The sequence below is a fragment of the Hydrocarboniphaga sp. genome (assembly GCF_028291725.1).
In the GTDB taxonomy this organism is placed as follows: domain Bacteria; phylum Pseudomonadota; class Gammaproteobacteria; order Nevskiales; family Nevskiaceae; genus Hydrocarboniphaga.
This window is the reverse complement of sequence record NZ_JAQGNT010000033.1, coordinates 1-16,847: the sequence shown is the minus strand read 5'-3', so window position 1 is coordinate 16,847 and position 16,847 is coordinate 1. Positions and strand designations below refer to the sequence as shown.

The window sequence follows — 16,847 nt, the reverse complement described above, 5'->3', positions numbered from 1 at the left end:
GTTGGGGTGAGCGCAGCGAACCCCAACATTCGTCCGCGCTGATGTTGGGGTTCGCTGCGCTCACCCCAACCTACCCGGCTATGGCAGGCTCATATGGCCCGTTTCCGAGCACGGGCCGTTTCCCTCTCCGGGGAGAGGGTCCCGCGGAGCGGGGGGAGAGGGCTTGTGGCTCTTCCGTCATAGCGAGGGCCGTCATCCCCACGAAGGCGGGCGGGGATCCAGTGATGTATGAACTGTAGCTTTGGCTCCGCGTCGTCCTGGATTCCCGCCTTCGCGGGAATGACGAAACCGATGTGCGGGCTTAAGTCAGTGCCATTCTGGTTAAGCTTGTGCTTGTTCAGCAGCCTTGAGTACGGCTCTAAGCGCCGCATTGACCGCGCGCGCGTTGGCAAACCGGGCCGCGACATCGGGCTCGAGGACAACAACATTGCTGCTGGCGTGATACGCCTCGTGGTACTTGCCACGAACGCCGTTCGAGAAGTCGTATTCTGCCCGCATTGTGTCGCGGCCCGTCTTAGATTTCGTGGTTGCTTTTTTCATGGCGTGTGGCCGGGCGGGCGCTGATGATGCGGATGGTGTCCTCGGGCTCTGTGTGGCAGACCACCAGGAGCCGGCCTGAAGATGATACGCCGATGGTTACGAAACGGCGCTCCCCTACCGAATGGTCTGGATCTGGAACCGTGACCGACAGCGAATCGCCAAACACGGTGGATGCTTCATTGAAGCTCGCTTTGTGTTTCCGGATATTCGCAGCAGCCTTTCGGGCATCCCAGGTGAACTTCATGAGTGAATTTCCACGGGCCTGAATCGTCGATAATTATGGCCGGCCAGTCGCAGGTCGTATAGGCAAACCCGCGGGCAGGAGGAGCGAAGCGCATCCCGCCCTTGTGGTCCGGCCGAGGAAGCCGCTGTGGTCCTTTATCACCTTCTGGCGATTTCGCCGATCACGACGATATTCAGGACCACGGCTTGCTGGGTGCGCTTAGCGCCAGGAAAGTCGCTCTTGGTCATTCCTTCGGTGTAAAGGCATGCCTGCCCGGCGGCTTCACACATTGGGTCAAGGTAATCCGGCAAGCCGGCGGGCGCCGGGTTTACAACAATCGTCTCAGGCGCAAACCATCAAACCATTTTATGTCGCCGCGGTATGCGGTATTTCGGCCTTGCTCGCCGCAGGCCAAACCGTAGCAGCCACACCCTATATTGGCGGCGCCGGTGTGATCTCGGTGGTAGACGGCTACAGTCAAGACACGAGTGCCAGTTTGGCGGCCGTGCGCGGCAATGTCGGCGTTGAGCTCACACGCTACTTTGGCCTCGAGGGGCACTTGGGCTTCGGCTTAATCTGTAGGTTGGGGTGAGCGCAGCGAACCCCAACATCGGCGCGGACTTCACGTTGGGGTTCGCTGCGCTCACCCCAACCTACCCGGCTTTGCTGGGTATGGCAGGCTCATATGGCCGGTTTCCGAGCATGGGAGGCTCTTTGCTCTGCTTGGGGTTGCGCAGGCCACCATCAAAACAAGCGTCAGTGGCGCAAGCTCCAAGGACGATAACTCGGATTTGTCCTATGGCTTGGGCGGCGAGATGGCGGTGACGGATACGCTTCGCGTTGGGGCGGATCTGATTGTTTTGTCTGCCAAGGGGGATACGACGATTTGGTCGCTCGCTGGTGGAGTGCGTTGGAGTTTTTAGCGGGTTTATATCGTTGGATGTTGTGGTCGGTGCTGGCGTGGTGTCGGCGAGGGGGCAGGCCCTCTCCCGCCCCTTTGGGGCACCCTCCCCCAGGGGAGGGGAAAAGCGGTTGCCGTTCCCCTCTCCGGGGAGGGTGAATAGCAGCGTCTTCTGACGGTTGTTGACCGCTTCCACCGCCTGCAGCAACTGCGCATCGAAGTTCGCGCCGCTGCCGGTATGCACCAGCGCCTTGACGTCCTTGGGGAAGCAGCTGCCGCCGTAGCCGCGGCCCGGGTAGATGAAGTGGTAGCCGATGCGCGGATCGGCGCCGATGCCGACGCGCACTTTCTCTACATCCGCGCCGAGGGCCTCGGCCAGGTTGGCCATCTCGTTCATGAAGCTGATCTTGGTGGCCAGCATCGCGTTGGCGGCGTACTTGGTCAGCTGCGCGGTTTTTGGCCTGTGGGCGCGCGCCTGACAAGGTGCGACCGGCGGCGTCAGCCGCCGAGCTACCACAGCCGATTGACGGGATAGTCCTTGAAAACGCCGTCGGCGCTGACCAGGTACGCCCCTTCGATGCGCGCTTGGGCGATCAGCAGACGATCGAAAGGGTCTTTGTGATGCAGCGGCAGCGACGACAGTTCGCGGATGTGGGGCAGCGTGATCGGCAGGATTTGCAGGCCGTTGTCGGCCTGCTGGACTTGGATCATCTGTTCCAGCGGTACGCGCAGGCTCAGCTTGTTGAGCTGCGTTTTGATCTGGATTTCCCAGGCGCTGACTAGGCTCAGGTACAGCTCGTTGTCCGGCGACTCGCAAGCCGCCAGCGCGGCGGCGGACACCTCTTGCGGCTGCGCGTCCAGCCACAAAAAGCTGTGGGTATCCAGCAGCAGTTTCACGGATTGCCGCTGAGCCAGAATGCGTCCGGCAGCGGTGCGTCAAAGTCCGGACTGATCGACACCATACCTTGGTGCTGACCAAACACGCGTGGCTTGCGCTCGGCTTTGACCAGGGTCAGGCGCACCGGCGTCTTGCCCTCGGCCTCGATGACGATCTCGTCGCCACGGCCGGCGGCGTCGATCAGCTCGGCTAGATGGCCGTTAGCCTCGGCCAGGGAAACGCGCTTGGTGCTCATGTCGATGATTCCTCGGATGCGGCTTTCAGTGTAGCCGCTCGCCCTGTGTCGGCGTAGCCCGCCCGGCAAAATGTCCCCCATTAGCGAACCCGCGCCGCCGGCCACAATCTGCAGGCTGCCATCGAACAGGTCATCGACCGCCAGCGGCGCTCCGGGCCGATCGCGACGCGCGAACGTCATGACCCCAATGGCACTACCTTAAGCGTTGCAGTCCCTTCTTGCATTCAGCCGCCGCAGCCATCAGGCGCGGCATGGTTTGGGCGTGGATGGTGCCGAGCTTCGGTTTTTGGCCGAAGCTCGGGAAGTTGGGAATCTTGAACCACGTCGCGTTGTAGGGAAGCTTGGCGATGTTGCACAGATTGAAGCGGGTGTCGTCGCGAATGCCGGCGCTCTTGTACTCAATCGGGTGCTTCTTCTGCTCGATCGTGAACTCGCCGGGATACAGCTTGGTGAGAACGCTGGTGCCATAGCAGATTCGCGCTGCACCGGCCGCCCCTGGCTTTGAGTGCTCGAACGTCTCGATAACGATGCCTGGCCGAGCTTTCGGGCCGGGGACGCCCGGCGCGATGTTCTCGGGAAACCGGCACAGCACCACGTCGCCGGCCTCGGGGAGGGCAAAGTTGGGCACGGATCAGAACAGCTTTCCGAGTGATTCACCGTGCTCGGTTTTGGCGCTGACCGTGTCCAGGGCCGCCCACTGCGCGCCGCTGATTTCATCGTCGGGCGTCTCGTACTGCGGGACGACTCGGCCGACAAACTCGGCGAGGGCCTGGTGGATGAGCTGGGTTTCGGACACGCCGAGCTGACGCGCGACGGCCAAAGCGGTCTTGCGGGTGACGCCCATGAAACTGTCGGCCGTGCGATAGCGCAGCAGGGTCTTGTTTGTGACGGGGCCTTCGTCGGTCTGGGGGTTGGCGGGCATGGTGTTCGCTCCGGGTGGTGATAACAAAAAGATAGCACGCGAAAGGCGCCGGGACTACCTGGTCGATGTCCTGCAGCGCGTCGGCCAGCATCCGGCGGCGCGTGTCGCTGACATCGGCGCCAACGCGCAGCTCACACCTCGATGCGAATGGGGTGGAAGCTCCAAGGACGATAGCTCAGATTTGTCCTATGGCTTGGGCGGCGAGATGGCGGTGACGGATACGCTTCGCGTTGGCGCGGATCTGATTGTTTTGTCTACCAAGGGCGATACGACGATTTGGTAGTGAGAGAGCTGCGCACGCAGCCGATGCGGGTGTATATCGAGCTGGTTATGTTCACCAACCAGGCGAGAGACACGCTGTCGGTGGTGGCCAGCGAGGCCTTGATGGCTAGAGCCTGGCTAGCTCAGCAACTTTTCATACTCAGCGTGGGTGCCAACCCAAAACCAGACATAGCCATCGGACGTTTCTGTTGCCAATGCACGGTAGTTGAGATTGACTCTGGCTGACCAAAGCTCACCCACTTTTTGAACGGCACAGAGGGATGACGCGGATTCTCTTGCAGCAGTTTGTATGCCTTGTCTGCAAGGCGCTGAACGTCTTCAGGGAGATTTCGGTAATGAAACCAGAAGTCTGCATTGGCGTGATGTATCAAATGCGAGAGGTCCGGCCCGCCTCATGATCCGCGCGAGCCTTGTCAGCCAACTCTTTAAGTTTCCCAGCTTTTGAGTCTTTCTCTATCTGCCGATCCCAAGCCTGCCACTCATACTCATGGAACCACTCCCGGAACTTTGCGAAGTCGTGGGGTGCCAGTTGTTGCACTTGCTGCTCAAGATGCTCTATGGGGCTCATGGGCGCTCCGTCACTGACTTTGGCCGATAGTACCTTCGGACAAGCTCATCGACTATCCCCCTTTCTTCAAGTCATGCCGTGGGGGCCCGCCGCCCAGGCCGTAGGACCGGCCGGTGCCGTCGTCGCTGGAGCTGCCTGCGTTGTTGGATGCCTGATTGGTGGCCTGGGATGCGCCGAGCGGGCCGAATAGTCGGCCGTGGAGTTTCTAGCGCGTTTACGAGGCTATTTCAGTACGCCGGTGCTTGCCGGTCGCGGGCAATCACACGATTCCGGCCGACAGGGTGTGTGAGCCTCGCGTCGGCAAAGGATTGCCGACCTACGGGCAGGGCAGGCCCTCACCCGCCCCTTTGGGGCACCCTCTCCGGCCTGATTTACGGCGTTAGACCCCGCTTGACCGGGTGGGTAGAATCACGGCATGGACGCAAGCCATATTGAAGCTGAAGCCCTCGCGCTGCCCTTGGAGGCGCGCGCCGCGCTTGTTCATCGGTTGCTGTTGAGCCTGGAGGATGTATCGGAGCCAGAGTTTGATCGCATCTGGGGTGAGGAGTCGGCGCGTCGGGCCGCTGAATTCGACGCCGGCCACGTCGCCGCCATTCCTGGAAGTGAGGTCGCAAAAAAGGCTCGAGCTATTCTTGTCGCGGCCTTCGCCCATCATCGCCAGCGTCCGGGCTATTGGCTTGGTCGCCCCAGGGTCTAATCAGATTATCGAGGATGCGGACGCTGTTGCAGAAGGGGCGATCCGGATTACATTTTTTTATGCGGCTTCCGCTGGCGTGACCTCGGCGGCGACGCGCTCGCCGTTGATGCGGCTTTCTTCAGCTAGTTCGTAGGCGGTTTGCAGGTTGGCCCAGAATCGGGGGCTATTGCCAAAGTAGCGCCCTAGGCGCAGCGCAGTGTCGGCCGAGACGCCCCGCTTGCCGCCGAGTATTTCGGTGATCCGGCCAGACGGCAGCCGCAGGGACAGCGCCAGGCGGTTCGCCGACAGATTGCGGGCAGCCAGTTCCCGCTTGAGAATGCGGCCGGGATGTACGGCGATCATGTGTGCTCCTTCATCAGTGGTAATCCACAATCTCTACTTCCCAGGCGTCTCCATCTTCGAACCGGAAGCAGACTCGCCAGGGCCCATTGATCGTCATGGCGCATTGCCCTTTCCGGTCACCCGTCAGCTTGTGCAGGCCAACTGATTTCAGTGGGCTCAGGTCGCTGAGCGCCGAGGCCGCATCCAGGGCGGCAAGCAGTTCAAGGGCAGCGTCCTGGTCCAAGCCCGTGAACTTGGACTTGCCCGCTTCAGCCAGCTTGCGGGTCGCGCTGTTGGCCCATGACTTGATCACGAGCCAGCGTACTACGGCCGGCGTAGTACTACCAGTCTCGGGTGCGGGTCGCAGCCGGCTTGATCCCGCCCCGGCCCTCCCCCGCAAGCCATGGGTGTCTACACATCTCCGAAGACGGCTGAGCCGTGTAGGTTGGGGTGAGCGCAGCGGACCCCAACATCGGCGCGGGCACACGTTGGGGTTCGCTGCGCTCACCCCAACCTACGCGATGAACCGTGCGCTGCTTCTCTTTTTGCGCATAGGAGAACGCCGCGTCATTACAGATCCGTGACGTATTTCAATTTGCAGTCGGCGATCTGATTATTTTGGTTTCGCGGAAATAGCCGTTTCCGCTTTTACCAATCTACTGAGGATCACCATGTCGAATGACAACCGTATTTCCGCTGTAATGAGCACCGAAGATGTGTTGGCAGTCACCAGCGGTCGCCACCGCTCGCAGCAAGATGCCTTTTCTGCAGCAGCTCTCGCCGAAGGAGCGGCAACAAATGCTCAAGATGGGCGATAAGTCGGTGGGCTTTGACGACAAGTGCAAGATCTACATGGAGAGCAACCCCGAGTTTCTGCCGGGTTTCGTTTCAATTGCCGAGGTGCAGAAGGATCGCGATCTGCGCAGCCAGATGATGCGGTTTTCTGCCGACCTGATCTCGCTGTCCGAAAGTGTGGACGATTCGCTGATGATCATTTCCAGCGAGGCCTGGTCGGCGGATCTGGCCTATTACAACAGCGTGAAGGAAGCCGCCAAGCGCGGCCACGCAGGCGCAGAGAGCATCTATAACGATCTGCAGCAGCGCTTTCCTGGTGCACCCACGCTCGCCAAAAGATCAACCAAGGAGCCTGCTGGCAGCTAGAGGGCCTTGAATATCGTGCGCTCGATGATTTTGGCAAGAAATAATAGCTTCGGAAGTACGGCTTGGATGTTCGAAAGCTGCTCTCCGATGTTCTGAAGATCGGCGTCGATGTTGTTGAGCATCGGGGCCGATGTTCAGAAGTATCAATTTGATGTTCGGGAACATCGGGGAAGATGTTCTGAGCTAGTTAAAGATACTTATACAAGTTTGGCGCTGATGTTGGGGAACATCGGTGCCGTTTCTTTTTGGTGCGGGGAGAATGTCAGGGAAGATTGGCTTGGATGTTGGAGAAGATCGGGGCCGGAGTTCTGAAGTAGTAATTTGATGTTCGGAACTGCTTATTGGGGGGCAGCCCCTCTCCCGGCGCTTCGCGCCACCCTCTCCATGAACCGGCTCTGCCCCGCCAGCGACGTAGGTCGGCAATCCCTTGCCGACGTGTGCGCCCTGATCCCTTGAGCACGTCGGCAAAGGATTGCCGACCTACCTTCGTCGGGTTCAGGGTCCGTCGGCAGGTCCGCGTCGCAGTAGCAACCTTCGCCTAACAATCTCACGATTCGGCCCTCTCCCGCCCCTGCGGGGCACCCTCCCCCAGGGGAGGGGAAAAGCGAAGCCGATGCGCAATCGAGTCCGCTATCGTGTGCTGGAGCGGAGCGGATGGCGGACCTTGAGGCGCGACTCAGGCCAGAAACACGTCAGCAGAAACCTTGAAGCGCTTCGCCAGCGCCGCTACCTGCCGGGCGTTCAGGCGGCGCTTGCCGGCCAGAACCAAGCTCACCACGCTCTGGTTGCCTACCTCGGGCAGCTCGGACTGCGTGAGGCCCTGGGTTTCCATCAGGTAGGCGAGCACTTCATGCGGCGGCACCTGCGGCATCGGGTAATGCACCGCCTCATAGGCCTGGATGGCCGGCACCAGCAGGTCCAGCAGCCCGGACAGCGGATGGTCCGGGTCTTCGCGGCCAGGGCTGTCGCGATTGGCGGTCAGGATCGCCTCCACCAAGGCGAGCGCATGGTCGTAGTCCGTCTCGTTGCGGACCGCGGCGAAGCCGGCGGCCCGGGCGAACTCGCCGTAGTGTCGCGTAACTTGGGCCAGGTTGGCCCCGCTCATGGCTTCCATCGGTTGTACTCCGCGTGGGTCATCACCTGTTTGATGAAAACCCGCTGTGAAAAAAACACCACGTCCGCCACCAACCGGTATTTATTGCCGGCAATGTCGAACACCACATAGCCACCGACCCAATCGGCGGAGCCGAAAAGCGCCTTGAGTTCGGCAAAGCTGGCAGGCGCCGCCTTGTCGAGCACGGCATGCCAGCGCGTCAAAGGCTCCTCGGCCTCAGGGAATCGCTCCCAGAACGCCCGCAGGCTGCGTTTGGCGATGATGTGCATGCCTGCATTTTATTGCAGTTTGTAATGTATTGCAATCTGCAATGAATCGTGATGGCCGAGGCGTTGGCGTTGAGGATGCTCGCCGAGCAGCTGGACCACGGCGAGTCTCGGCCTGTTGCGATCTGAAACACCCTCACAGCGGCATGAGTCATTGGCCATTAGGCGCTGGAGTAGGCCCTCTCCCGCCCCTTTGGGGCACTCCCTCCTGCTTGCGGGAGAGGGGACGACGGCGCCTCTGTTTCGCCGCTGCGCGGTTGGCGGCTAAACTGGATGCCGGACTGAGGACCACTTTCATGCCAACCACTTCGCCCGCCGCTACGCTCAAGCAAAAAGCGCATGCGCTGATCGACCAGCTCCCTGAAGATGCAAGTTGGGAAGACTTGGCCTACGAGATGGAGTTGCGCGCCTCGATCGATCGCGGTCTGGCCGATGCCAAAGCCGGGCGCATGATTCCGGTCGAGGACTTGATGAAAGAGCTCGGCATAGAGGAATGAAGGTCTACTGGACGGCGGAAGCGCGCGCCCGGCTTCTCGACATCCAGGCTTATATCGCCCAAGACTCGCCCCAGGCTGCCCGCGAAGTCGCAGCGCGTCTGCTACGCCGCTCGCGCACGCTGGCGACCCCGCCGCTAACCGGCCGGCGCCTGCCGGAATATCCGATGACGATCTGCGGGAGTTGCTCGAACGACCGTTTCGGTTGATCTATCGGGTCACAGTTGATCGGATCGAAATCGTCACTGTGAAGCACTATCGCCAAAAGCTGCCGATCGATCCAGGGCAGCTCAGTAATCACTGATGAGTGCTACCGGCTGTCAGGCCCTCAGCGGACTCGCTGCGCCAGGGTGTGTATTAGCCTCACGTCGGCAAAGGATTGCCGACCTACGGGCAGGGCAGGCCCTCACCCGCCCCTTCGGGGCACCCTCTCCCGCTTGCGGGAGAGGGGAACGGCGGCGCTCTGTTATTCCCCTCTCCCGCAAGCGGGAGAGGGTCCCGCGGAGCGGGGGGTGAGGGCCTTGCGGCTCTTCCGTCATAGCCGCGATTGTGGCCGGCCACGGTGGCGACGAGCGTGGGCAGGGTCAGTTTTCGCTGACAGGTGAAGGTAGCGGGACAATCGGGATGGGGTGCCACCGGTTACAGCGGAATGCGGCCATCAGCGACCGAACGGCAGATACAGTGTCGTGGCGCGGTCGACCAGTGGCGTGAAGCCGTAGTGCTCGTAAAAAGCCTTGGCCCCGGCATCCTTGGCGTCGACGAGTAATGCGTAGGCCGGGATCAGCTTTCGCGTTTGAAGGCAGCGGTCAACGGCACAGCCGACAAGAAGGCGCCCAAGACCGGCGCCTCTGCGATCCGTGCGACATGCCAGGCGCCCCATTCGGTAACACGGGATGGGAAAGCGCGGGACGGGAAAGCGCGGGAGCTTTTTACGATCCGATTCGGACAAGCGCGCGATATCCACCTCGGCGGCACTTAACGAGTAGCAGCCCAAAACGAGGCTTGGCTGATCGGAATCAACCAGCACATAGGTTGAACTGATCCCCATGCGCCGGTGCTGTCCGGCGAAGCGGCGCAGATACTCGTTCAGCTCCGCAACGCCGCAGTCAAAGCCGGCACGATCGTGGATATCCGGGTTCAGTGGGACATCTTCAAGCACGCCGTACCTGACGCTTGGCCTGCGAAATCGCCCGCTCAAGGGTCGCGTTGGGGTGGAACGCGGAATCGAGTGCGGCAACGAAAGCCTCGGCATCACGGCGCGTCAGCGTGATTCTGGCCTCGCGTTCGAGCAACGCCTGGGCCTTTTCCTTGGCCGCGGAACGCACGAAACCCGCCATCGTCGTGCCCATCAGGGCAGCGGCCTTGGCGACGATATCCTTGTCGTCCGGGTCCAGCTTGAGATCAAAGCGTGCGGTAGACATGCCCTTGGCCTTCGTCTTTCAGTACGGCATTTTACCGTATTGTGACGGGGACGACAATGAGCAGGCTTAGATCGCTATGCAGGTGACCGAGTGGGCCGTAGGCGCTGTTGGCGTCGATCTCACCCGCTACTTTGGCCTTGAGGGGCACTTGGGCTTCGGCTTAATCGCGGACCAACCCGCTGGTAGTCCTGCCAAAGTTGAACCGGCCGACAGCGGGAGTCCTAGTTTGCAGCCGCTATCGCCGGTGGAATTCCCTGCCTTGTTTGATGCCTCGACGGTGATCTGGGATGCGCCGAGCAAGGCGAACAGCCGACCGTGTTCCGAGACGGGCAGGTTCAGGTGGGTGTGAGCGGCAGTGGATCTTTGGACCCTGTAGTCGGTGCCGACTTCGTGTCGGCAAGGGATTGCCGATGTACGGGCGGTGCAGGCCCTCGCAGGCGTGGCTCAGAGTCCAATGCAGGGCATCAGGGAACTCGATGCCCTGCAGCGCGGTTTGCAAAGCCTGCTGCACGGCGGCGGAAGACTCCAACTCAAATGCGGGGCTGTGGCATCAGTGCTGCAATACTCCCAAGATTTGTTTGGACATCATGCCGTAGCTGTTTTCCAGCACCCAATAGAGTTCCTGCTTAACAGGGCCTCATCTTTATAGCCAATCCAACGGCGACCTCCGCTTGCGGGGGAACGGCGGCGCGTCGGGCACTACAGGTGTGTTGGCTACCGTACAGACCAGGGATAAGGGGGCGATTGATGCTTAGCGGTCAGCGCGGAGCGTCGCGTGCTTCATCCTCGGATACCGGACATGTTGGAAAAAGGAAGTGACTCCATCGTTCTCGACGACGCCGGCAAAGCCAGTGGGATGATCGAACTGCGGCGCCAGGAAGCCTTGCTCAAAACCGGGGCCTTGCAGAACGCGATTCTCACCAGCGCCAATTTCTCGATCATCGCGACAGACGAGAAAGGCATCATCCAGTTATTCAATGTCGGCGCCGAGCGCATGCTGGGTTACCAGGCTGCCGAAGTCGTCAACAGGATCAATCCCAGCGATATCCACGATCCGCAGGAAGTGATCGCGCGCGCGCAGGCACTCAGCCTGGAACTCGACACCGTCATTGCGCCGGGCTTCGAGGCCCTGGCGTTCAAGGCGTCGCGCGGTATCGAAGACAGTTACGAGCTGACCTATATCTGCAAGGACGGCAGCCGCTTTCCGGCGATCGTGTCGATCACGGCGCTGCGCGATGATTGCGACGACATCATCGGATACCTGCTCATCGGCGCCGACAATTCCATACGCAAGCAGGTGGAATTGGAGCTGCACGAGGCCATGGCCATGGCAGAAAAAGCCAACCTGGCGAAATCGGATTTCCTGTCGAGCATGAGCCATGAGCTGCGCACGCCGCTCAGCGCGATCCTCGGCTTTGCGCAGCTGATGGATTCCGGCACGCCGACGCCGACGGTGTCGCAGAAACGCAGCATCGATCAGATTCTGAAGGCGGGCTGGTATCTGCTGGAGCTGATCAACGAGATCCTCGATCTGTCCGTGATCGAGTCCGGCAAGCTTTCATTGTCGATGGAAGCCATATCGCTGCCCGAGGTGATGCAGGAATGCCGCGCGCTGATCGAGGCGCAGGCGCAAAGGCACGCGATCAGCATCACCTTTCCCGAGTTTCAGAACCGCTACTTCGTCAAGGCCGACCGCACGCGGATCAAGCAGGTGCTGATCAACCTGCTTTCCAATGCGATCAAGTACAACAATGTCGGCGGCACGGTGGCGGTGTACTGCCTGACGAGTACGCCGGGGCGCATCCGCATTTGCGTGGAGGATGCCGGCGTGGGCCTGGCTCCGGATCAGCTGGCACAGCTGTTTCAGCCCTTCAATCGTCTTGGCCAAGAGGCGAGCATCGAAGAGGGCACCGGCATCGGCCTGGTAGTGTGCAAGCGCCTGGTCGAGTTGATGGGCGGCGTCATCGGCGTGAAAAGCACGGTCGGCAAAGGCAGTGTGTTCTGGTTTGAGCTGAACCTGACGGCCGGGCACAACGGTGCCGCGGCCAAACCCGCGGCGCTGGTGCCGGCCCAGCAAGAGCCGGCCGGCATGCAAATGCGGACGATCCTCTACGTCGAGGACAACCCGGCCAATCTGATGCTGGTGGAGGATCTGATCGCGCGCCGGCCGGATATCCGCATGCTCAGCGCGCGGGATGGCATCAGCGGCGTCGAGATCGCGCGTGCCGCCCTGCCCGACGTGATCCTGATGGACATCAACCTGCCTGGCATCAGCGGCATAAAGGCGTTGAAGATCCTGGCGGAAGACCCGGCTACTGCGCACATCCCGGTGGTGGCGCTCAGTGCCAACGCGATACCCCGCGATGTGGCGAAAGGCCTGGAGGCCGGTTTCTTCCGCTATCTCACCAAGCCGATCAAGGTCAACGAGTTCATGGATACGCTGGACGCGACCTTGAAATTTGCGAAGGCCAAAGCGGATTCGGCGCGCTCCCAATAAGTGAGAGGCAAGCGTCATGGTCAACGCGCCCGATATTCTCAATGCCAGTATCCTGATCGTTGACGATCAGGATACGAACATCGCGCTGCTCGAGCAGTTGCTGAGCGAGGCCGGCTATACCCGCATTGCCTCGACAACGAAAGCGCAGGAGGTCTGCGCGCTGCATCGCAAGAACGGCTACGACCTGATCCTGCTCGATCTGCAGATGCCGCGCATGGATGGCTTCCAGGTGATGGAGGCGCTGAAGACCAATGACGCCGACGGCTATCTGCCGGTGATCGTGCTCACCGCCCAACCGGGGCACAAGCTGCGTGCCTTGCAGGCCGGCGCCAAGGACTTCATCAGCAAGCCCTTCGATCTGGTGGAGGTCAAGACGCGCATCCACAACATGCTGGAAGTGCGGCTGCTGTACAAATTGCTCGAGCACTACAACGAGACGCTGGAGCAGACGGTGCAGGAGCGCACGGCCGAGCTGCGCGAAAGCGAGGCACGCTATCGCGCGCTGACCGAGCTGGCCTCGGATTGGTATTGGGAGCAGGACGAGATCGGGGTGTTCACCAAGGTTTCCGGTCCTGTGCTGGAGATGCTCGGCATCCGCGTCGACACCTTGGCCGGTGAAAAGGCCGATGAACGTGACGACCCCGAGATGCGTGGATGGGATGAGGCAGAACGGGCGGTGCTTCGGGACAATATTGCGGCCCGGCTGCCGTTCCTGGACTTCGTATTCAGCCGCACTCTTGCCGACGGCTCGCGGCGGCGGTTCCAGGTGAGCGGGGAGCCGATGTTCACGCAGTCCTGCCGCTTCATCGGTTATCGCGGCATCGGCGTGGAGCTGACGTCACAGCGGTAGCACGCATCAATCCAGTGGTTCGCCATGACGCAGGAGTTGGTTGCGCCCGCACTCGGCGTGCGCCGCGGCGGCCGGCATGCAGCACCGCTGCGGCTCCCCTCTCCCGCAGGCGGGAGAGGATGGCCCGAAGGGCTGGGTGAGGGCGGCGCGCCAGCGCCGGGGCGGGATCGCAGCCGCCGCTGTGACGGATGAGCCTCGGCCCTCACCCGCTGCTGCGCGGGAGGAGGGAATATTCTGAGGATGTAATTCGTCGTTCTGAACCTGCGGCAGCAACACACGCTGCTCCAGACCCAACGCGGTAGGAATATTGCATTGCGTCTAAAATCGGCGGCTATCGATCGTCGAATGGTTTTTTTCATTACCTTAAAGAGGGGATGTTTGTGAAGCGAGCTTTGATTACGGGTGTCACCGGCCAGGATGGCTCCTATCTCGCAGAGCTGTTGCTCAACAAGGGCTATGAGGTGCACGGCATCAAGCGCCGCGCCTCGCTGTTCAACACCAACCGCGTGGATCACCTGTACCAGGACCCGCACGAAACCGGCCGCAAGTTCGTGCTGCATTACGGCGATCTCACCGACTCCACCAACCTGATCCGCCTGGTGCAGCAGATCCAGCCCGACGAGATCTACAACCTGGGTGCGCAGTCACATGTGGCGGTGAGTTTCGAAAGCCCGGAGTACACCGCGGACACCGACGCGCTCGGCGCGCTGCGCCTGCTGGAGGCGATCCGCATCGCCGGGCTGGAGAAGAAGACCAAGTTCTATCAGGCCTCAACCTCGGAGCTGTACGGCCTGGTGCAGGAGATCCCGCAAAAGGAGACCACGCCGTTTTATCCGCGCTCGCCGTATGCGGTGGCCAAGATGTATGCGTACTGGATCACGGTGAACTACCGCGAGAGCTACGGCATGTATGCCTGCAACGGCATCCTGTTCAACCACGAATCACCGCTGCGCGGCGAGACCTTCGTCACGCGCAAGATCACGCGCGCAATCGCGCGCATCGCGCTGGGTCTGCAGGATTGCCTGTATCTCGGCAACATGGATTCGTTGCGCGACTGGGGCCACGCCAAGGACTACGTCGAGATGCAGTGGATGATGCTGCAGCAGGAGGTGGCGGAGGACTTCGTGATCGCCACCGGCGTGCAGTATTCGGTGCGCCAGTTCGTGGACCGCGCGGCGGCCGAGCTGGGGATCACGCTGGAGTGGAAGGGCAGCGGGGTGAATGAGGTGGGCATCGTGACGTCGGTCACGAATGCCGAGGTGAAGCTGAAGCCGGGCACCAAGATTGTGGCGGTGGACCCGCGCTACTTCCGCCCGGCCGAGGTGGAGACGCTGCTGGGCGATCCAACCAAGGCCAAGGAGAAGCTGGGCTGGGTGCCGAAGATTACGTTCGCGGAGCTGGTGAGTGAGATGGTGCGCGAAGATTTGAAGAGCGCCAAGCGGGATAGCCTGGTGAAGCTGGCGGGGTTTCAGGCGTTTGATTTTCACGAGTAGAAACTCCCTCTCCCCCCGCTACGCGGGACCCTCCCCCAGGGGAGGGGAACCGCGCCAGCTTTTGATGTTCCCTCCCCTGGGGGAGGGTCCCGCGTAGCGGGGGGAGAGGGTGTCTTGTTACTCGAAGTAAGCTTTCGTATTGCCATGAACCGCCGCATCGCCGAGCACCTCTTCCACCGTGAACAGCCGCAAGGCGCGATGCTGGTCCAGCGGGCCTAGCGGCGCCAGGTCGGGTACGGTCATCTCGTAGGCCAGCACCACGTAGTGCGTAGACACGCCGGGTTCGCCGGCAAAGTTGTCGTCGTAGAAGTGTTGATACACACCGCGGAACCGCGCCTGGTCCCGCGCTAGCGTCAGTGCCAGCTCAGTGTGGGCGATTCTGGCAAAGGCCTGGTCCAAGGGCTCGTCCTTGCGGATCACGCCGCCGGGCACGAACCAGGTGTTCTGCGCGGGGCGATTGCTGCGCAGGCCGAGCAATACACAGCCTTGCGGGTCGCGCAGAATGAGGTCGATGGAGACCAGCGGCGTGCGCTGGATCACTTCCAGCCAATGTTGATTGCTGTGCATGTTTCAACCGAACTTGAGACGGAGTAGATGATGGATTCTGCAGCAAAGATTTACGTAGCTGGCCACCGCGGCCTCGCCGGCGGCGCGATCGTGCGCTCGCTGCAGAAGCAGGGCTTCACCAACCTGCTGCTGCGCACGCACGCCGAGGTCGAGCTGACCAGCCAGGCGGCGGTGGATGCGTTCTTCGCGGCCGAGAAACCGGACTATGTGTTCCTGGCGGCGGCCAAGGTCGGCGGCATTCACGCCAACAATATCTACCCGGCCGAGTTCATCCGCGACAACCTCGCGATCCAGACCAATGTGATCCACTCGGCGTGGAAACATGGCACCAGGAAGCTGGCGTTCCTGGGCAGCTCCTGCATTTATCCCAAGCTGGCGCCGCAGCCGATGCCGGAGTCCTGCCTGCTGACCGGGCCCCTGGAAGCCACCAACGAGTGGTATGCGATCGCCAAGATCGCCGGCATCAAGATGTGCCAGGCGTATCGCAAGCAATATGGCTTCGATGCGATATCGCTGATGCCGACCAATCTGTACGGGCCGGGCGATAACTTCAATCTCGAAAACTCGCATGTACTGCCGGCGCTGATCCGCAAGTTTCACGAGGCCAGGCAGCGCGGCGACTCCGATGTGGTGATGTGGGGCACCGGCACGCCGCGCCGCGAGTTTTTGCACGTGGACGATCTGGGCGATGCGGCCGTGTTTCTGATGCAGCACTATTCGGGCGAGGATTTCTTGAACGTCGGCGTCGGCGATGACGTGACGATCCGCGAGCTGGCGGAGCTGGTCAAACAGGTGGTCGGCTTCGAGGGCCGGATCGTGCAGGACCTGACCAAACCAGACGGCACGCCACGCAAGCTGATGGACGTGGCCCGCCTCAGCGCGCTGGGCTGGAAGGCGAAGATCGGGCTGCACGAGGGCCTGGCAGAAACCTATCGCTGGTTCCTGGATCAGGCCGGGGCGCTGCGAGTCTGATCGCTGCGGGGTACCTGATCAGGCGATCAGAATATGGCGAAGAGAGCCGTCGTGACGGCGACGCCCAGAGTGAAACCGGCAATGCCCCAAACATAACGCCGCTTGACCCGGCGCTCGCCGGTCACGTGATCTTCGTAAAACATGGAGACGCTCCGACAGCAGGCCCTTTCTCAACATAGAAATGGCGGGAGCGAGTATCTCACGGCGGTAATTAAAGTAACTGGCTTTTTTACACTTCGTTGCATTTCACTTGCGGGGCGCCAGAGCGCTTGAATGCAACAGGACTTATGCAATTAAGCACTAGTGTCTAATTGCGCAAGTTAACGATAGTGTTTCGAAGCTGAGCGCCCTTGACCTCACGCTTACGCCAGACGAAGGGAGCGGCATTGTTGTTGTAAGCGGCGGTGAAGCTACGAATCGCGTCG

24 protein-coding genes and 3 pseudogenes are annotated in these 16,847 nt (G+C 61.3%); 10 read left to right on the top strand and 17 right to left on the bottom strand.

The genetic code is table 11. The annotated features are described in order from the left end of the window. Positions 1–321: 321 nt before the first annotated feature. From JWQ90_RS09225 to JWQ90_RS09195, 7 genes and pseudogenes are all read right to left on the bottom strand, one after another. Positions 322–540 (bottom strand): hypothetical protein, encoded by a 219-nt coding sequence (locus tag JWQ90_RS09225; protein WP_299692493.1) that lies wholly within the window; start codon positions 538–540, stop codon positions 322–324. Further along, on the bottom strand, positions 515–784 hold the full coding sequence (locus JWQ90_RS09220; RefSeq protein ID WP_299692490.1) for a BrnT family toxin: 270 nt from the start codon (positions 782–784) through the stop codon (positions 515–517). Before JWQ90_RS09220 ends, JWQ90_RS09225 begins: the two co-directional genes overlap by 26 nt. A 1,037-nt stretch (positions 785–1,821) precedes the next feature. Further along, positions 1,822–2,121: pseudogene (locus JWQ90_RS29170) on the bottom strand (UDP-glucose 6-dehydrogenase); the annotation flags it as partial. Between the two features lie 53 nt (positions 2,122–2,174). Then, positions 2,175–2,561, bottom strand: coding sequence for a type II toxin-antitoxin system VapC family toxin (locus JWQ90_RS09210; protein ID WP_299692484.1), 387 nt, complete (start codon positions 2,559–2,561; stop codon positions 2,175–2,177). After that, positions 2,558–2,977 carry a hypothetical protein gene (locus tag JWQ90_RS09205; RefSeq protein ID WP_299692481.1) on the bottom strand — a complete coding sequence of 140 codons (420 nt, stop codon included), beginning with the start codon at positions 2,975–2,977 and terminating at the stop codon, positions 2,558–2,560. Before JWQ90_RS09205 ends, JWQ90_RS09210 begins: the two co-directional genes overlap by 4 nt. 13 nt (positions 2,978–2,990) lie before the next feature. After that, positions 2,991–3,425 carry a hypothetical protein gene (locus tag JWQ90_RS09200; protein WP_299692478.1) on the bottom strand — a complete coding sequence of 145 codons (435 nt, stop codon included), beginning with the start codon at positions 3,423–3,425 and terminating at the stop codon, positions 2,991–2,993. A gap of 3 nt (positions 3,426–3,428) precedes the next feature. Continuing rightward, positions 3,429–3,719, bottom strand: a complete 291-nt coding sequence (locus JWQ90_RS09195) for a hypothetical protein (protein ID WP_299692475.1) — start codon at positions 3,717–3,719, stop codon at positions 3,429–3,431. Between JWQ90_RS09195 and JWQ90_RS09190 the strand changes: the two genes are divergently transcribed. After that, positions 3,718–4,002, top strand: coding sequence for a hypothetical protein (locus JWQ90_RS09190; RefSeq protein WP_299692471.1), 285 nt, complete (start codon positions 3,718–3,720; stop codon positions 4,000–4,002). The genes JWQ90_RS09195 and JWQ90_RS09190 overlap by 2 nt on opposite strands. 116 nt (positions 4,003–4,118) lie before the next feature. Here the strand turns inward: JWQ90_RS09190 and JWQ90_RS29165 are convergent. Together JWQ90_RS29165 and JWQ90_RS09185 are read right to left on the bottom strand one after the other, a co-directional pair. Continuing rightward, positions 4,119–4,372 (bottom strand): annotated as a pseudogene (locus JWQ90_RS29165) (hypothetical protein). Continuing rightward, positions 4,369–4,569: a hypothetical protein gene (locus JWQ90_RS09185; protein WP_299692468.1), complete on the bottom strand. Its 201-nt coding sequence runs from the start codon at positions 4,567–4,569 to the stop codon at positions 4,369–4,371. The pseudogene JWQ90_RS29165 and the gene JWQ90_RS09185 overlap by 4 nt, the downstream one beginning before the upstream one ends. Before the next feature lie 415 nt (positions 4,570–4,984). Between JWQ90_RS09185 and JWQ90_RS09180 the strand changes: the two genes are divergently transcribed. Continuing rightward, a complete protein-coding gene (locus JWQ90_RS09180; protein ID WP_299692463.1) occupies positions 4,985–5,266 on the top strand; it encodes an addiction module protein in 282 nt (93 codons plus the stop codon). Positions 5,267–5,323: 57 nt separating this feature from the next. On the opposite strand, the gene JWQ90_RS09175 is transcribed toward JWQ90_RS09180, so the two are convergent. Further along, the gene (locus JWQ90_RS09175) at positions 5,324–5,608 is read right to left on the bottom strand and encodes a HigA family addiction module antitoxin (RefSeq protein ID WP_299692461.1); all 285 of its coding nucleotides are present in this window, start codon (positions 5,606–5,608) and stop codon (positions 5,324–5,326) included. Between the two features lie 13 nt (positions 5,609–5,621). Next, positions 5,622–5,900, bottom strand: a complete 279-nt coding sequence (locus tag JWQ90_RS09170) for a type II toxin-antitoxin system RelE/ParE family toxin (RefSeq protein WP_299692458.1) — start codon at positions 5,898–5,900, stop codon at positions 5,622–5,624. 358 nt (positions 5,901–6,258) lie between these two features. On the opposite strand from JWQ90_RS09170, the gene JWQ90_RS09165 reads away from it, so the two are divergent. Together JWQ90_RS09165 and JWQ90_RS09160 are read left to right on the top strand one after the other, a co-directional pair. Further along, the gene (locus JWQ90_RS09165; RefSeq protein WP_299692455.1) at positions 6,259–6,405 is read left to right on the top strand and encodes a hypothetical protein; all 147 of its coding nucleotides are present in this window, start codon (positions 6,259–6,261) and stop codon (positions 6,403–6,405) included. Next, positions 6,386–6,748, top strand: coding sequence for a hypothetical protein (locus JWQ90_RS09160; protein WP_299692452.1), 363 nt, complete (start codon positions 6,386–6,388; stop codon positions 6,746–6,748). The genes JWQ90_RS09165 and JWQ90_RS09160 overlap by 20 nt, the downstream gene beginning before the upstream one ends. Before the next feature lie 676 nt (positions 6,749–7,424). Here the strand turns inward: JWQ90_RS09160 and JWQ90_RS09155 are convergent. Both JWQ90_RS09155 and JWQ90_RS09150 read right to left on the bottom strand, forming a co-directional pair. Next, the gene (locus JWQ90_RS09155) at positions 7,425–7,853 is read right to left on the bottom strand and encodes a hypothetical protein (RefSeq protein WP_299692449.1); all 429 of its coding nucleotides are present in this window, start codon (positions 7,851–7,853) and stop codon (positions 7,425–7,427) included. After that, positions 7,850–8,131, bottom strand: a complete 282-nt coding sequence (locus tag JWQ90_RS09150; protein ID WP_299692446.1) for a type II toxin-antitoxin system HigB family toxin — start codon at positions 8,129–8,131, stop codon at positions 7,850–7,852. Before JWQ90_RS09150 ends, JWQ90_RS09155 begins: the two co-directional genes overlap by 4 nt. 293 nt (positions 8,132–8,424) lie before the next feature. Here JWQ90_RS09150 and JWQ90_RS09145 point away from each other — a divergent pair, with 293 nt between their 5' ends. Then, a complete protein-coding gene (locus JWQ90_RS09145; protein WP_299692443.1) occupies positions 8,425–8,625 on the top strand; it encodes a hypothetical protein in 201 nt (66 codons plus the stop codon). Next, positions 8,622–8,831 carry a type II toxin-antitoxin system RelE/ParE family toxin gene (locus tag JWQ90_RS09140; protein ID WP_299692440.1) on the top strand — a complete coding sequence of 70 codons (210 nt, stop codon included), beginning with the start codon at positions 8,622–8,624 and terminating at the stop codon, positions 8,829–8,831. Before JWQ90_RS09145 ends, JWQ90_RS09140 begins: the two co-directional genes overlap by 4 nt. Positions 8,832–9,280: 449 nt before the next feature. Here the strand turns inward: JWQ90_RS09140 and JWQ90_RS09135 are convergent, their stop codons facing one another. Further along, complete coding sequence (locus tag JWQ90_RS09135; protein ID WP_299692437.1) at positions 9,281–9,781, bottom strand: GNAT family N-acetyltransferase; 501 nt, start codon at positions 9,779–9,781, stop codon at positions 9,281–9,283. Beyond that, positions 9,774–10,043, bottom strand: a complete 270-nt coding sequence (locus JWQ90_RS09130; RefSeq protein WP_299692434.1) for a DUF1778 domain-containing protein — start codon at positions 10,041–10,043, stop codon at positions 9,774–9,776. The genes JWQ90_RS09135 and JWQ90_RS09130 overlap by 8 nt, the downstream gene beginning before the upstream one ends. Positions 10,044–10,842: 799 nt before the next feature. Here JWQ90_RS09130 and JWQ90_RS09125 point away from each other — a divergent pair. From JWQ90_RS09125 to gmd, 3 genes are all read left to right on the top strand, one after another. Continuing rightward, entirely contained in the window at positions 10,843–12,540 is a 1,698-nt protein-coding gene (locus JWQ90_RS09125) for an ATP-binding protein (protein WP_299692431.1), read from the top strand. 16 nt (positions 12,541–12,556) lie between these two features. Next, entirely contained in the window at positions 12,557–13,390 is an 834-nt protein-coding gene (locus JWQ90_RS09120) for a response regulator (RefSeq protein ID WP_299692428.1), read from the top strand. 374 nt (positions 13,391–13,764) lie between these two features. Further along, a complete protein-coding gene (gmd, locus tag JWQ90_RS09115) occupies positions 13,765–14,883 on the top strand; it encodes a GDP-mannose 4,6-dehydratase (RefSeq protein ID WP_299692425.1) in 1,119 nt (372 codons plus the stop codon). A gap of 117 nt (positions 14,884–15,000) precedes the next feature. Here gmd and JWQ90_RS09110 read toward each other — a convergent pair whose 3' ends face one another. After that, the gene (locus JWQ90_RS09110; RefSeq protein ID WP_299692422.1) at positions 15,001–15,450 is read right to left on the bottom strand and encodes a GDP-mannose mannosyl hydrolase; all 450 of its coding nucleotides are present in this window, start codon (positions 15,448–15,450) and stop codon (positions 15,001–15,003) included. A gap of 30 nt (positions 15,451–15,480) precedes the next feature. Between JWQ90_RS09110 and JWQ90_RS09105 the strand changes: the two genes are divergently transcribed. Next, positions 15,481–16,422, top strand: a complete 942-nt coding sequence (locus JWQ90_RS09105; protein ID WP_299692419.1) for a GDP-L-fucose synthase — start codon at positions 15,481–15,483, stop codon at positions 16,420–16,422. A 307-nt stretch (positions 16,423–16,729) separates the two neighbouring features. On the opposite strand, the pseudogene JWQ90_RS09100 reads toward JWQ90_RS09105, so the two are convergent. Further along, a pseudogene (locus JWQ90_RS09100) lies at positions 16,730–16,847 on the bottom strand (IS630 family transposase); the annotation flags it as partial.

Coding starts and splice junctions, on each gene's coding strand:
- JWQ90_RS09225 (WP_299692493.1), bottom strand. CDS start 540: ATGAAAAAAGCAACCACGAAATCTAAGACGGGCCGCGACACAATGCGG.
- JWQ90_RS09220 (WP_299692490.1), bottom strand. CDS start 784: ATGAAGTTCACCTGGGATGCCCGAAAGGCTGCTGCGAATATCCGGAAA.
- JWQ90_RS09205 (WP_299692481.1), bottom strand. CDS start 2,977: ATGACGTTCGCGCGTCGCGATCGGCCCGGAGCGCCGCTGGCGGTCGAT.
- JWQ90_RS09190 (WP_299692471.1), top strand. CDS start 3,718: ATGGTGTTCGCTCCGGGTGGTGATAACAAAAAGATAGCACGCGAAAGG.
- JWQ90_RS09195 (WP_299692475.1), bottom strand. CDS start 3,719: ATGCCCGCCAACCCCCAGACCGACGAAGGCCCCGTCACAAACAAGACC.
- JWQ90_RS09185 (WP_299692468.1), bottom strand. CDS start 4,569: ATGAGCCCCATAGAGCATCTTGAGCAGCAAGTGCAACAACTGGCACCC.
- JWQ90_RS09180 (WP_299692463.1), top strand. CDS start 4,985: ATGGACGCAAGCCATATTGAAGCTGAAGCCCTCGCGCTGCCCTTGGAG.
- JWQ90_RS09175 (WP_299692461.1), bottom strand. CDS start 5,608: ATGATCGCCGTACATCCCGGCCGCATTCTCAAGCGGGAACTGGCTGCC.
- JWQ90_RS09165 (WP_299692455.1), top strand. CDS start 6,259: ATGTCGAATGACAACCGTATTTCCGCTGTAATGAGCACCGAAGATGTG.
- JWQ90_RS09160 (WP_299692452.1), top strand. CDS start 6,386: ATGCTCAAGATGGGCGATAAGTCGGTGGGCTTTGACGACAAGTGCAAG.
- JWQ90_RS09155 (WP_299692449.1), bottom strand. CDS start 7,853: ATGAGCGGGGCCAACCTGGCCCAAGTTACGCGACACTACGGCGAGTTC.
- JWQ90_RS09150 (WP_299692446.1), bottom strand. CDS start 8,131: ATGCACATCATCGCCAAACGCAGCCTGCGGGCGTTCTGGGAGCGATTC.
- JWQ90_RS09145 (WP_299692443.1), top strand. CDS start 8,425: ATGCCAACCACTTCGCCCGCCGCTACGCTCAAGCAAAAAGCGCATGCG.
- JWQ90_RS09140 (WP_299692440.1), top strand. CDS start 8,622: ATGAAGGTCTACTGGACGGCGGAAGCGCGCGCCCGGCTTCTCGACATC.
- JWQ90_RS09130 (WP_299692434.1), bottom strand. CDS start 10,043: ATGTCTACCGCACGCTTTGATCTCAAGCTGGACCCGGACGACAAGGAT.
- JWQ90_RS09125 (WP_299692431.1), top strand. CDS start 10,843: ATGTTGGAAAAAGGAAGTGACTCCATCGTTCTCGACGACGCCGGCAAA.
- JWQ90_RS09120 (WP_299692428.1), top strand. CDS start 12,557: ATGGTCAACGCGCCCGATATTCTCAATGCCAGTATCCTGATCGTTGAC.
- gmd (WP_299692425.1), top strand. CDS start 13,765: ATGTTTGTGAAGCGAGCTTTGATTACGGGTGTCACCGGCCAGGATGGC.
- JWQ90_RS09110 (WP_299692422.1), bottom strand. CDS start 15,450: ATGCACAGCAATCAACATTGGCTGGAAGTGATCCAGCGCACGCCGCTG.
- JWQ90_RS09105 (WP_299692419.1), top strand. CDS start 15,481: ATGGATTCTGCAGCAAAGATTTACGTAGCTGGCCACCGCGGCCTCGCC.